The organism is Acinetobacter sp. YH12094 (assembly GCF_013419295.1).
GTDB lineage: Bacteria > Pseudomonadota > Gammaproteobacteria > Pseudomonadales > Moraxellaceae > Acinetobacter > Acinetobacter amyesii.
In genome coordinates this window covers 281,177-293,019 of record NZ_VPAK01000003.1, presented here as the reverse complement: position 1 = coordinate 293,019, position 11,843 = coordinate 281,177, and the positions used below count along the sequence as shown (strand labels likewise).

At 39.5% G+C, this 11,843-nt stretch carries 12 protein-coding genes and 1 tRNA gene; 6 read left to right on the top strand and 7 right to left on the bottom strand.

All coding sequences use genetic code 11. The features are described from left to right. Window positions 1–94: 94 nt before the first annotated feature. From lptB to FTU34_RS03790, 5 genes are read right to left on the bottom strand one after another with little or no spacing between them, the layout of a single operon-like run. A complete protein-coding gene (gene lptB, locus FTU34_RS03810) occupies window positions 95–838 on the bottom strand; it encodes an LPS export ABC transporter ATP-binding protein (protein WP_078188759.1) in 744 nt (247 codons plus the stop codon). Beyond that, entirely contained in the window at window positions 838–1,404 is a 567-nt protein-coding gene (gene lptA, locus FTU34_RS03805; protein WP_111883783.1) for a lipopolysaccharide transport periplasmic protein LptA, read from the bottom strand. Before lptA ends, lptB begins: the two co-directional genes overlap by 1 nt. Beyond that, on the bottom strand, window positions 1,394–1,936 hold the full coding sequence (lptC, locus tag FTU34_RS03800) for an LPS export ABC transporter periplasmic protein LptC (RefSeq protein WP_180034767.1): 543 nt from the start codon (window positions 1,934–1,936) through the stop codon (window positions 1,394–1,396). The genes lptA and lptC overlap by 11 nt, the downstream gene beginning before the upstream one ends. Window positions 1,937–1,971: 35 nt before the next feature. Continuing rightward, complete coding sequence (locus FTU34_RS03795) at window positions 1,972–2,511, bottom strand: HAD family hydrolase (protein WP_078188762.1); 540 nt, start codon at window positions 2,509–2,511, stop codon at window positions 1,972–1,974. A 4-nt stretch (window positions 2,512–2,515) separates the two neighbouring features. Further along, window positions 2,516–3,493 (bottom strand): SIS domain-containing protein, encoded by a 978-nt coding sequence (locus FTU34_RS03790; protein WP_078193567.1) that lies wholly within the window; start codon window positions 3,491–3,493, stop codon window positions 2,516–2,518. 357 nt (window positions 3,494–3,850) lie between these two features. On the opposite strand from FTU34_RS03790, the gene cysS reads away from it, so the two are divergent. From cysS to FTU34_RS03775, 3 genes are all read left to right on the top strand, one after another. Continuing rightward, window positions 3,851–5,272: a cysteine--tRNA ligase gene (gene cysS / locus FTU34_RS03785; protein ID WP_180034766.1), complete on the top strand. Its 1,422-nt coding sequence runs from the start codon at window positions 3,851–3,853 to the stop codon at window positions 5,270–5,272. 62 nt (window positions 5,273–5,334) lie between these two features. After that, window positions 5,335–5,410, top strand: a tRNA-Gly gene (locus FTU34_RS03780). Between the two features lie 626 nt (window positions 5,411–6,036). Next, the gene (locus FTU34_RS03775) at window positions 6,037–8,136 is read left to right on the top strand and encodes a TonB-dependent siderophore receptor (RefSeq protein WP_180034765.1); all 2,100 of its coding nucleotides are present in this window, start codon (window positions 6,037–6,039) and stop codon (window positions 8,134–8,136) included. An 87-nt stretch (window positions 8,137–8,223) separates the two neighbouring features. Here the strand turns inward: FTU34_RS03775 and FTU34_RS03770 are convergent, their stop codons facing one another. Beyond that, the gene (locus FTU34_RS03770) at window positions 8,224–8,499 is read right to left on the bottom strand and encodes a hypothetical protein (RefSeq protein ID WP_078193570.1); all 276 of its coding nucleotides are present in this window, start codon (window positions 8,497–8,499) and stop codon (window positions 8,224–8,226) included. 418 nt (window positions 8,500–8,917) lie between these two features. On the opposite strand from FTU34_RS03770, the gene FTU34_RS03765 reads away from it, so the two are divergent. Together FTU34_RS03765 and FTU34_RS03760 are read left to right on the top strand one after the other, a co-directional pair. Further along, window positions 8,918–9,625, top strand: a complete 708-nt coding sequence (locus tag FTU34_RS03765; RefSeq protein WP_180034764.1) for a glutamine amidotransferase — start codon at window positions 8,918–8,920, stop codon at window positions 9,623–9,625. 65 nt (window positions 9,626–9,690) lie between these two features. Further along, window positions 9,691–10,320 (top strand): LysE family transporter, encoded by a 630-nt coding sequence (locus tag FTU34_RS03760; protein WP_180034763.1) that lies wholly within the window; start codon window positions 9,691–9,693, stop codon window positions 10,318–10,320. 81 nt (window positions 10,321–10,401) lie between these two features. On the opposite strand, the gene FTU34_RS03755 is transcribed toward FTU34_RS03760, so the two are convergent. Beyond that, the gene (locus FTU34_RS03755) at window positions 10,402–10,998 is read right to left on the bottom strand and encodes a YceI family protein (protein WP_078188771.1); all 597 of its coding nucleotides are present in this window, start codon (window positions 10,996–10,998) and stop codon (window positions 10,402–10,404) included. Between the two features lie 293 nt (window positions 10,999–11,291). Here FTU34_RS03755 and FTU34_RS17830 point away from each other — a divergent pair, with 293 nt between their 5' ends. Then, window positions 11,292–11,807 carry a nuclear transport factor 2 family protein gene (locus FTU34_RS17830; protein ID WP_249679944.1) on the top strand — a complete coding sequence of 172 codons (516 nt, stop codon included), beginning with the start codon at window positions 11,292–11,294 and terminating at the stop codon, window positions 11,805–11,807. Window positions 11,808–11,843 lie beyond the last annotated feature (36 nt).

The following is an 11,843-nucleotide window of genomic DNA, read 5'->3' as shown; positions in this document are numbered from 1 at the left end:
GATTAATCGCTCAGTTTTTGTCATTTCAGACAATAACATAAACCCGCTGAAGGAAACTAGCGCCATTCAACGGGAAATTTCTTATATTATTCAATTAAACGGTAAAATCATCACCAAGATAAACTTTACGTACCGTTTCATCTGCAAGCACTTCTTCTGGAGTACCTTCTGCAATCACTGAACCTTCGCTCACGATATAAGCATGCTCACAAATCGCAAGGGTTTCACGCACATTATGATCTGTAATTAATACACCAATACCACGATCTTTCAATGTTCGGATAATGTCTTTGATATCACCCACTGAAATAGGATCAACCCCTGCAAAAGGTTCATCGAGCAACATAAATTTAGGGTCTGCCGCTAACGCACGCGCGATTTCCGCACGACGACGCTCACCACCCGACACACTCATACCAAGAGAATCTTTGATGTGTGTGATTTTAAAGTCGGCAAGCAATTCCGTTAAACGTTGCTGACGTTGTTGCTTATTTAGATCTTTACGGGTTTCTAAAATCGACATGATATTTTCAGAAATGGTTAATTTTCTAAAAATAGATGCTTCTTGGGGTAGATAACCAATACCTTTACGTGCGCGCTCATGCATTGCCAAGTCAGACAAATCAAGATCATCTAAATGAATCTCACCTTTATCCATACGCACTAGGCCAACGACCATATAGAAACTTGTGGTTTTACCTGCACCATTTGGACCAAGTAAACCCACAATTTGACCACTTTGCATGCTAAAGGACACATCCTTTACCACCCAACGCTTGCTGTAGTTTTTGGCTAAATGTTTAATACATAAAGTTTGAACTTGCGAGGTTTGCTCCATTAATCACGTGCTCCTGGGAAGGACTTAGTGCTTGACGGTGGAATTACGATCTGTACACGACCCGAAGAAGATCCAGATTTATTTGGTGTACCCTCAGCAACGATGTCACCTTTATTCATACTGTATTTCAGGCTATTACCCCGAATACTTGCACCATCTTGTTGTAACAAAGCACCACCTGTCATGGTGATAATACCCGTTTCAGCATTGTAGACGATTTTCTGAGCTTGGCCTTTTGCATAGCCTTTGGCAGGGTCAGTTTTTTGTTGGAAATGTGCTGGCCCACCCGTTGCTGTAATCGTACTGATCTCTTTTTTGCTGTTTAAGTTCGCAACGATTGAGTTTGCCTGAAGCTTCATCGAACCCTGTTCAATGATGACATTACCGGTATACGTCGTAATCCCGGTTTTTTCGTTAAATGTTGCACGATCGGCAACCAATGAAATCGGTTGATTACGATCTGAAGGCAAAGCAAAAGCTGCAACTGAACATAACGCCAGTGAACCGAGTAGCGCTGTACGTTTTAGGAAAGTTTTTGCTGTTTTTCGATTAAAATTATGGTTCATACTTTCCTCGAATATTAAAAAATTCGTATTGACCGTCGTTTAAATTTGCTTTTAAACCTTGGCTGACAAATTCGGCTTGTGGTGAAATCACCGTTACAGTCTTGTCCGTTTCTATTTCACGCTTTTTTGGAAAAGCAGTTAGTTCCTCAGTACGAAACTCCATTTGCCCTTCACGCATCAATTTTGTTGCAACCACATTGTCACTCAGTACGACTTTTTGGTTATCATCCATACCATTGGCTTGTTTGGCAAAGAACGTGGCATCGACAGCACCATTTTGATAGGTCGATGCTTTCAGATTCGCCAAATGAGAAGTTTGCTTTTGCAAATCCTGCTCAAGTCGATCGACTTGCGCACGAATATGCAATTTTCCCTGCTCATCAGTCTGCGTCAGATTAATGTTTTCAGCTGAGTAAGTCATACTTTTCGAAGAGTCCGCCTGAAGCTTATTACCCTTTCCACCGAAATAGTAAAAACCACCGCTTACTGTAGCAATGACCACAGCTGTCACGTATAAAACTTTAGTATCCATAAGCGGAGATTCAATCCAGTGACTGCATCAATTTATTAATAAGGTGCACTTGCATATTTTTCAAGTAGTTCCTGGTATACACCTTTAGAAACTAAAAGCATATCGCAGATTTCACGAACAGCACCACGTCCACCCATCGCCTGCGTAACAAGATCTGCACGGCGACGTACTTCTAAATGTCCATTTGGTACGGTCACTTTCATCCCCGCAATAGCGAAGGCTGAAAGATCGGGCCAGTCATCGCCCATATATAGGCAATCTGAAGGATCAATACCGAACTGTGCGCAGGCTTCAGTCAAGGCAACGCCTTTATCTTCACGACCTTGAAAGACCAAATCTACACCTAAGTCAGACATGCGTTTTTCAACAATATTACTTTTACGGCCAGTAATAATGATGACTTTGATACCCGCTTTTTGCACCAACTTCATGCCTAAGCCATCTCGAATATCAAAGGATTTGATTTCATCGCCGCTATTGGTCAACGTTACAAATCCATCACTTAAAATTCCATCTACATCCAGTACCAGTGCTTCTATGTGACGCGCTTGTTCTAGCAATACATACGATGCCATTTTCTTAATTTACCCCAGCCTGAATCAAATCATGCATGCTGATAATCCCAATCACTTTATTGACATCATCAACAACTACAAATTGTGTAATTTTCTTTTCGTTCATACGTTCTAAAGCATGTACCGCGCGTTCTTCTTGTGAAATGGTCAAAGGATTTTTAATCATCACTTCTGAGACTTTCATATTCACATCAAAGCCTTGCTGTTTATCAATCAAACGACGTAAGTCACCGTCGGTAAAGATACCCAATAAGGTATCGTTTTCATCGACAATCGTGGTGAGTCCCAAACGTTTATTTGAAATTTCGTAGAGAACTTTATTCATTGGTGTCTCTGGCGACACTTTGGGTAAGTCTTCACCTGTATGCATTAGATGTTTTACATGCAATAACAAACGCTTACCCAACGCTCCAGCAGGATGAGATCGTGCAAAATCATCTGAGGTAAAACCACGTGCATCCAATAATGCAACTGCAAGGGCATCACCTAAGGCTAATGTTGCAGTGGTACTTGAGGTCGGCGCTAGACCCAAAGGGCATGCTTCTTGAATATTACCCAAGGTCAATGCGACATCGGCATTTTGTGGCATTGGGCCTTTATTGTCGCCACTCATGGTAATGAGAGGAATGCCCAAATGTTTGATCAATGGCATGAGCATCATAATTTCATCACTCTTACCTGAGTTTGAAATTGCAATGAGCACATCACCTTTAACCAACATGCCCAAATCACCATGTCCAGCTTCACCCGGATGCATGAAGAAAGATGGCGTACCAGTCGAGGCAAATGTAGCGGCCATTTTACGACCGATATGACCCGATTTGCCCATACCTGTAATCACTAAACGCCCTTTACACTGTAAAATGATTTCGCAGGCTTGGCTAAAACGATCATCTATTTGCGTCGCTAATACTTGTAAAGCATGCTCTTCAATACGCAAAGTTTCTAATGCGACTTTCTGAAAATCGACTTGATTCGGCATATTTGGTGGATTCAAAGTTGTTATACCTTAAGCCGTGAGAGGTGCGCTCTCACTTTCAAAATAAAAAAATTTTCACAATTTTATCATAACTATGCAAATAGCACGTTTCCAAATGTATAAGAATTCATGAATTATGCAGAAAAGATGCATTTCTTCTTTTTTATCTTAGGAACAGATAAATTGAATTCAACTCTCAAATGAAATTCAGCCCGAATCAAATGAGCCTTCAACTTCTTTTTACAGCAGTACAATTACATCAAGTATTAAAAAATATCTGCTTTTTTGGGTTTTAACTTTATGAAAAAAAATGCTTAGGTTAAGATGAGCCATCTTTTGGTAGAAACAATTTGAAGACCTATGCAACCTTTTGTTCTATATAACTCAGAGCAACGTAAAAAAGTAGAATTCGTACCTCGCAAAGAAGGACATATCGACATGTATGTCTGTGGAATGACTGTGTATGACTACTGTCATATTGGTCATGCTCGAGTTATGGTTGCATTTGACTATATTATCCGTTTCCTGCGCAGTCAGGGCTGGAGCGTTAAATACGTTCGAAACATTACCGATATTGACGATAAGATCATTGCCCGTGCCAATGAAAATGGCGAAAGCATTACTGCTTTAACCGACCGTTTTATAAAGGCCATGAACGAAGATGCTGCCAATTTAGGTTGTGCAGCACCTGATGAAGCACCACGTGCAACAGACTATATCGATCAAATGCAGAATATGATTGGTAGCTTGGTTAACAAAGGTACAGCATATCCATCTGCAAATGGCGATGTTTATTTTGAAGTTGAAAAGTTTGCCAAATATGGTCGTCTTTCGGGTCGTAAACTTGACGATATGCAGGCTGGTGCTTCTGAACGCGTTGATGTAGAAGTAGAAAAGAAACATCCTTTTGACTTCGTGCTTTGGAAACATGCCAAAGAAAATGAACCTTCTTGGGCTTCGCCTTGGGGCAATGGCCGTCCGGGCTGGCATATTGAATGTTCAGCGATGTCGACCTGCTGCTTAGGTAACCATTTTGATATTCATGGTGGCGGTTCAGACTTAACTTTCCCGCATCATGAAAATGAAATTGCGCAATCTGAGGCATCTACTGGCGAACAATATGTTAATTACTGGATGCATGTCGGCTTTATTAATGTCGATGGCGAAAAAATGTCGAAGTCTTTAGGTAACTTCTTCACTATTCGTGATGTGATGGATAAATTCCACCCTGAAGTGATTCGCTTCTTTATTGTGTCATCACATTACCGTAGCCCAGTAAACTTCTCTGACACTGCTTTAAAAGAAGCGAAAAATACCCTTTCCCGTTTCTATCATTCATTTAAAGCTTATCAGCAAGTCTATGGTGAAAAAACCGTAGAAACTTTGGATGATGCTTTAGTTGAGCGCTTTAATACCGCTATGCGTGATGATTTCAACACCGCAGAAGCAATTGCGGTATTGTTTGAAGTCAACAAAGAATTGAACCGTGCCGTAAAAGATGAAAATGCTGAACAAGCGGCTGTGTATTATTCGACATTGCGTCACTTGACCAATATTTTAGGTTTGGTTCAGCACAATGTTGATGAATTTTTAAAATCAGATATTGGTCAAGAAGCACTAGGTCTCTCTGAAGAGCAAATTGAAGATTTAATTCAACAACGTAAAGATGCGAAAAAAGCCAAAGAATTTGCCAAAGCAGATGACATTCGTCAATCTTTGTTAGATCAAGGGATTGTTCTTGAAGATACTCGTCAAGGCACTATTTGGCGCCGTGCTGATTAATTAAGCAAACAGAAGCATAGAGAGTTGACAGTTGTGTGAAATTCTCTATAATTCACCTCATTGCGGGAATAGCTCAGTTGGTAGAGCATAACCTTGCCAAGGTTGGGGTCGGGAGTTCGAGTCTCCTTTCCCGCTCCAGAATACGAAAAACCCTCATCGAAAGATGAGGGTTTTTTTATGTCTAAATTTTTCTTCAAAGGCTTATTTTTAGATTTATTTACTCATGTTATGCACATGAAAGCCATTTCGCATTTTTAAAATAATATTTAAATCTATTCGACGAAGTCTTACATTTATGGATTAAATACAGGGATTAGCTTTCGGCTGGAAGCACTCTTACGAAACGTTGTTTCTCACTCGGGAAAATGAGATGCGAAGCTTCGCAAGGAAACCATCTTGCGGCGCAATGCACCTCACAGACAAAACTCGTTCACTACCGTCAAATTATTCAAAGTATTAAAAAACATTTTGATTAGAAGTCGTCCTATCTCAAACAATTGCGGATGACATTACCGCGTATCTTTATTATTTGAAGCAAAGTACGCTTCTGATATTACTGCGTAACATCTGTTATTTATTATATTGTAGCGACGTTAATAGGCCTTAATTTTCCCCCAACGAATAAGGCTTTCCTTATTGCAAAATGACCTTTCGCCTACCTGTTAAAAATAATCTGATGAAATGCTCATCTTGGTTATTTTCCTCAATTTTTCTCCATAATTTTCCGTTATTCTTTGCCAAAATTACATTTGGACAACCAAATAATGCACGGCGCGCACACCACACTCAAACTGACCAGCTTAAGTTACGCATTACTTACGATCTCAACATCAATTTGGGCCGCAGATACTGTTCAAAATCCCCAAGAATCTGCAGCAGTTCAGCAAATGGAAGCTTTAACATTTGAAGTTCCAACAGCAAGCACTAAGCCCAAAGACCCAGATATCAGTGCTGTCGCAAAAACCATCATAAGCCGTGATGAAATGTTGAAATTTGGCGATCAGTCCATCAATGATGCACTGCGTCGTGCTGCAGGGTTTCAACTCCCCGGTGCTGGCAGTGGTCCACGTGGTGGTGCAGGTGCTGGCGGCATGCGTTTTCGTGGTGGTGGCGCACCCGTGTTCTTAATCAATGGTGAACCTGTACAAGGTGGTCCTCGTGGTGGCATGTCAGTTGTTGATAGCATTACACCGGAAATGATCGAACGCCTTGAAATCACCAAACAACCAAGTGTAGCTCAAGGCTCGGTTGCTTCATCTGCAGTCATCAACATTATTTTAAAAGAACCATTGAATGGCACGCGTTTGAGTGGATCTGTACGTGCTGGTTATGGTCTAACAAAGTCAAATACACGTGAAGAAGAACGCACCAATTTAAACTTTCAAATGGATGGTCGATCAGACCCTTGGATCTATAGTTTATCTGGGAGCCAAATGTGGAATGATTCAGATACACTCACCCGTACACAAGATGCAACAGGAACGAAAACTCAAAAACGCATCACCAATCGTACGTCGCAAATGCTCACCCCACGTGTTGAATATCAACTTGATGATCAACAAAAATTGGTCGCTGAAATGTTTTATCGCAACAATGAAAGCGAAGGCACAAGTGGCACTCAAATCCAAAAAGATAAAAATGACAGTATTCGACTCAACACGCGATATGAGCGTAAAGACCAAGGAAATTCAGACAAAATTCGCTTATCAATCGAGCAGCAAAATGAAACCGAATTAACAGAGTATAGAAATTCTCAATCGTATATTGATGAACAAATTAATGAATATGGCTTGGGCTACGACGGTGTCCGAAAGTTCGACTCAAAACGCCAAATAAAATTTGGTACCGATCTACGTAGTAATGAACTTGAAAGCAATATTGCAGAGACCTTAGATGAACAATTGTATGCTGCTTATGTTGAAGGAAGTTGGAAATATACGCCGCGCCAAACCTTAACTCTAGGTGTACGCCAAGAGTGGATTGATCGTTCAGGTTTAGTGGATTATCAAGATCAGCATTTAAGTCCTGTATTAGCACACCGTTTTGACTTTAATGACCAATGGTCACTTCAAACCAATTTGAGTCAGGCTTTTAAAAATCCACGTAGCAATCAATTGATGCCGACGGTTTCAGTTTCTACAGATAGTGATGCTGGGACACTAAACAACCCTGATCGTGGTGGTAATCCTGACCTAAGACCTGAAACTATTAATGCTTACGAAACAACCTTAGGCTATAACACCCCTGCTGGCGGTGTAAATATCACTGCCTATTATCGAGAAATTAATGACTATATCGAAAAATCGATCCTGTCAGAAAATGCTACAGGCGGTCGTTGTGAAACAGGAAATACCGATTGCCGTTTTGTCGAACGTCCTTATAACCAAGACAGTGCAACCACCTATGGTGTGGAAATTTCTGGACGCTATGCACTGAAGCAAACGGAGAATGGCCATTCATTTATGTTGAATGCTCAACTTTCAACTGTACGTGCAAAAATTGAAGAAACTGACGACTCTGATCGTTTGGCAAGCGATGTTGCACCTTATACCGCAAGTGCTGGTTTATCTTATAACTATCAACCGTGGCGTATTGCAACAAGTGTGAACCTCAATTATACCCCTGAATATACACGTGCGCTGAGTAACGAACCGTACAATCGCACCAGCAATGAACGCGTCAATATGGATGTGAGTTTTACTAAACGCTTTGATCAAAATTGGTCTGCATCGGTGAATGCACGTAATATTCTCAGCTCAGATTATAAAGAAGTGTTAAAAGAACAAAGTTCTGGCGCGCTATACCAATCTCGTATCAATGAAGCAATTCCAAGCTTTATGTTTACCTTAGAAAAGAAATTCTAAACCGTTTCTAAGAGACTTTTAAGAGATTTAAAATAAAAAACCGATACGGACAACGAATCGGTTTTTTTATGCGTACACGACCGCAAACTAACGCTCAATTGCCTTCAACATTTTAGCAATTTTTAGGGTATGTTCCTTCTGCCCTTTTTTCTCTAAGACCTTTTGCTCAACCCACCATAAATATTCAAAAATTTCTGATTCACTTGAATCCTCTTGAATTAATTTAAAAATATTGGGCAAATAATCATCATATTCATCACGTAAAGCAGGAATACGGCGAATCCCTAACGGGTCCCATTCCTTCAATAAAATTTTATGTATCGCATGCAAGAGACTGGCATCTCGATTATGTTTTGACTGCATACAAGTTCCCTGGCTTATATTTTTTTACTTTTAAAATCAGTTATCTAATTATGTGATGATATTAAAAGAAAAATGAACTGTTGTTTGTCGAAGATTTCATCATACGCATCTCTAAACGCTTTTCCATTGGTTTTTCATCTTTTTTTTATAGCAAACCAAAGCTTTATCAAAATTTCATGCACTTTTTCTCATAAATTTTACCAATAAAGCCTTTCGGGAATCCCCTAATTCACAATACAAAGGTTTTAAATGCTAAGTTCAACGATCGAACCTAATCATTCAAAGAAAAAAAAATATGCTTCAGCCAACTTCTATATTTATCTCTTTTCGCAATTGTGAAAAATTTACAGTTTTCCTTTTTAATCTCCGACAATTCAAGCTACATTCTATTTTGAAATTTTAATCCTGAAAAATCCCTATGAGTACTGCATTAAACGAAACCATTTACGTCATTCAACACCTTGCATTTGAAGATTTGGGTTCATTGGAAGATGTATTTTATCAACTGGGTTATCGGGTGAGATACTTCGAAGCTGGTGTCGATGACCTCAGTAAAGCTATGCAACATACAGGGCTTACCATCATTTTGGGCGGCCCGATCGGAGTTTATGAAACTAATGACTACCCTTTCCTACAAGAAGAACTAGACTTACTTAAAGTACGTTTAGAGAGTAATTTACCGACTTTAGGCATTTGCTTAGGTGCTCAGCTAATTGCGCATGCATTGGGAGCGAAAGTTTATGCAGGTCATAGCAAAGAAATCGGTTGGAGTGCCTTAGAGCTTGATGCCATTACTAACAATATTTTAGCGCCATTAGATCAAGTGCCTGTACTGCATTGGCATGGTGATACCTTTGATTTACCTGTAAATGCACAGTTACTCGCCAGCTCAGCAATTTATCCAAATCAAGCGTTTAGCTATGGGCCCAATATTCTAGCTCTACAGTTTCATATTGAAGCAGAAGCTCAGGCCATGGAAAAATGGCTAATTGGGCATACATGTGAACTGCATAAAGCACAAATTAACATCCCAGATTTACGCATGGAAAGCCAACAACATGCACCTCATTTAGAACGTGTTGCTCCCCTTATTTTGCAGCAATTTTTACAACAGCTTGAACTTTAAAACAGCTATTAATTTAAAGCTAAATGGCTTATAACGGTTACACTTTAAACGTATAAGCCATTAGAATGACTCCCTTACTCAGCATTGCGCTCATCCACTTTTTTGCTCTCATCAGCCCAGGCCCAGACTTCTTTTTTGTCACTCAAAGTGCTATTCGACAATCCAGATCACATGCATTATTTGCCGCATTAGGTATATCACTCAGTATTTTAGTTTGGTCAATTTGTGCAATAAGTGGCTTACATTTTCTATTTCAAAAAATGGCTTGGTTACAACAATGCCTCATGATTTTGGGTGGTCTATATCTTTTATATTTAGGCTCTCAGTTATTAAAGTCCGCGTGGAGTAAAGACCTCGGCACAATAACAAAACCAACCGAGCAAGCTGTACAGAAAAAATCGCCTTGGACGCTGTTATTCCAAGGTTTCTTGACCAATATGGCCAATCCTAAAGCATTGGTTTATTTCACTAGTGTATTTTCCATTGGGATCAGTGCAAAGGTCAGCATTTTTGATCAAAGCTCTTTATTGGCTTTAGTCTTTATTGAAAGTTTGATTTGGTTTGCATTGGTTGCGGTCTTATTCTCAGCACCTAAAATGACCCATTACTATCAAAAATTTAGTAAAAAAATTGACGCCATTACCGGTGGAATTTTCATCAGTTTTGGCTGCCTATTGCTGCTCAATCGCGATTGACCACTCATCAAATACTCATCTACGAGACATAAAAAAGCACCCAAATGGGTGCTTTCCTAACTTAGCTGAGGAAGCTAAATCTTATTTCGCTGCTGCCTTTGCTGTAGACACAGCCGCTTCAGTCGTAATATTTACCGTAATTTTGTCGCCTACATTTGGTACATATGCACCGACACCAAATGCTGAACGATCAAAAGAAGTCGTTGCATTAAAACCAATCGTTTCCGCCTTAGTCATTGGGTGAACGGCTTGCTTGTTCAATACAGCATCCAATACCACTGGTTTAGTCACATTTTTAACTGTTAAATCACCCGTGATTTTGTATTTAGTTTTGCTGATCGCTTGAACTTTTGTACTTTTAAACGTGATATTTGGATATTTTTCAGCATCAAAGAAATCAGCTGTTTTTAAATGATCATCTAATGCTTTGACATTGGTATTTAAGCTCGATAATGGAATCGTCACATTCACAGACGAATTTGCAGGTTTTGCATTATCGACATTAATTGTCCCTTGAATGTCACTAAAGTTTGCAGAAGGCGTTGAGAAACCAAAATGATTCCAAGTAAATACTGTTGCTGTATGAGTAGGATCAATTTGATAGGCAACAGGTTTTGCCATAGAAATTGTTGTAACTGATGCTACCGCCAAACCGATTGTTAATGCTTTAAAGTTCATGTTTTTATCTCACTATCGAATACTATTAAGTCTATAGGTTTTTAGCCGTATTACAGCTTTAAAGATAAAACGTTTTGTTGCATGTTTAGAACGATAGTTTTGTAAAATCTGTAGCAGCATCTACAACCACTCTCAATTATTAAATTTCCCATATATTTCAAATAATTAATAATTTAATTGATCCATGAGTTATTTATCCTAAATTTAGGAAACATCAACCTATCTGAGTCGTAGGTTTTCTAAACAAATCCACTTAAGATTTTTAGACATCATAAAAATCTGAGTACCCAAAAATGACAGAACAATCGCTGGCTATTGAAAAAGCCTTAAACACTAAAACACCCAAAGATGTCGTTTTGGCATTTCTTATGAATACTTCAAAAGAACTCGTTGAAAATGCAACTCAGCTACTGGTAGCTGAAGACGCAGCGTATGTTTCCCTAAACTTCAGCAATCCAGAACTGAAACAAATTGAGCCATGGGCGGGGTCTGGAACAGGCAGAGACATTTATATTTATACCTTTGCCAATGTCGGCACCTACTGGAATATCGACGATTTTCAAATCACCGATATGATCGCTGAAGATGAAACTGTAGCTGTATTTGGTCAATTCACCTACACCTCAGTCTATGCAAAAAATACTTTCACCTCACCTTTTTCAATTAAAGCCAAAGTTCAAAACGGTTTGATCAGCTTTTTCCAATTTATGGAAGATACCTATGCCTCAGCATCATCGTTCCGCGTAGGTGGAGAATGGATCATTCAGCAAGATGCAGACCCGACTAAAAACTTTAAAGTTTCAGCTTAGATTAGAGCCAGCAGCTCTTCACGCAAGAGCTGCTGT

What these genes read in the sequence shown, in the direction of transcription:
- lptB (WP_078188759.1), bottom strand. Translation starts at nt 838, where the DNA reads ATGGAGCAAACCTCGCAAGTTCAAACTTTATGTATTAAACATTTAGCC.
- lptA (WP_111883783.1), bottom strand. Translation starts at nt 1,404, where the DNA reads ATGAACCATAATTTTAATCGAAAAACAGCAAAAACTTTCCTAAAACGT.
- lptC (WP_180034767.1), bottom strand. Translation starts at nt 1,936, where the DNA reads ATGGATACTAAAGTTTTATACGTGACAGCTGTGGTCATTGCTACAGTA.
- FTU34_RS03795 (WP_078188762.1), bottom strand. Translation starts at nt 2,511, where the DNA reads ATGGCATCGTATGTATTGCTAGAACAAGCGCGTCACATAGAAGCACTG.
- FTU34_RS03790 (WP_078193567.1), bottom strand. Translation starts at nt 3,493, where the DNA reads ATGCCGAATCAAGTCGATTTTCAGAAAGTCGCATTAGAAACTTTGCGT.
- cysS (WP_180034766.1), top strand. Translation starts at nt 3,851, where the DNA reads ATGCAACCTTTTGTTCTATATAACTCAGAGCAACGTAAAAAAGTAGAA.
- FTU34_RS03775 (WP_180034765.1), top strand. Translation starts at nt 6,037, where the DNA reads ATGCACGGCGCGCACACCACACTCAAACTGACCAGCTTAAGTTACGCA.
- FTU34_RS03770 (WP_078193570.1), bottom strand. Translation starts at nt 8,499, where the DNA reads ATGCAGTCAAAACATAATCGAGATGCCAGTCTCTTGCATGCGATACAT.
- FTU34_RS03765 (WP_180034764.1), top strand. Translation starts at nt 8,918, where the DNA reads ATGAGTACTGCATTAAACGAAACCATTTACGTCATTCAACACCTTGCA.
- FTU34_RS03760 (WP_180034763.1), top strand. Translation starts at nt 9,691, where the DNA reads ATGACTCCCTTACTCAGCATTGCGCTCATCCACTTTTTTGCTCTCATC.
- FTU34_RS03755 (WP_078188771.1), bottom strand. Translation starts at nt 10,998, where the DNA reads ATGAACTTTAAAGCATTAACAATCGGTTTGGCGGTAGCATCAGTTACA.
- FTU34_RS17830 (WP_249679944.1), top strand. Translation starts at nt 11,292, where the DNA reads ATGACAGAACAATCGCTGGCTATTGAAAAAGCCTTAAACACTAAAACA.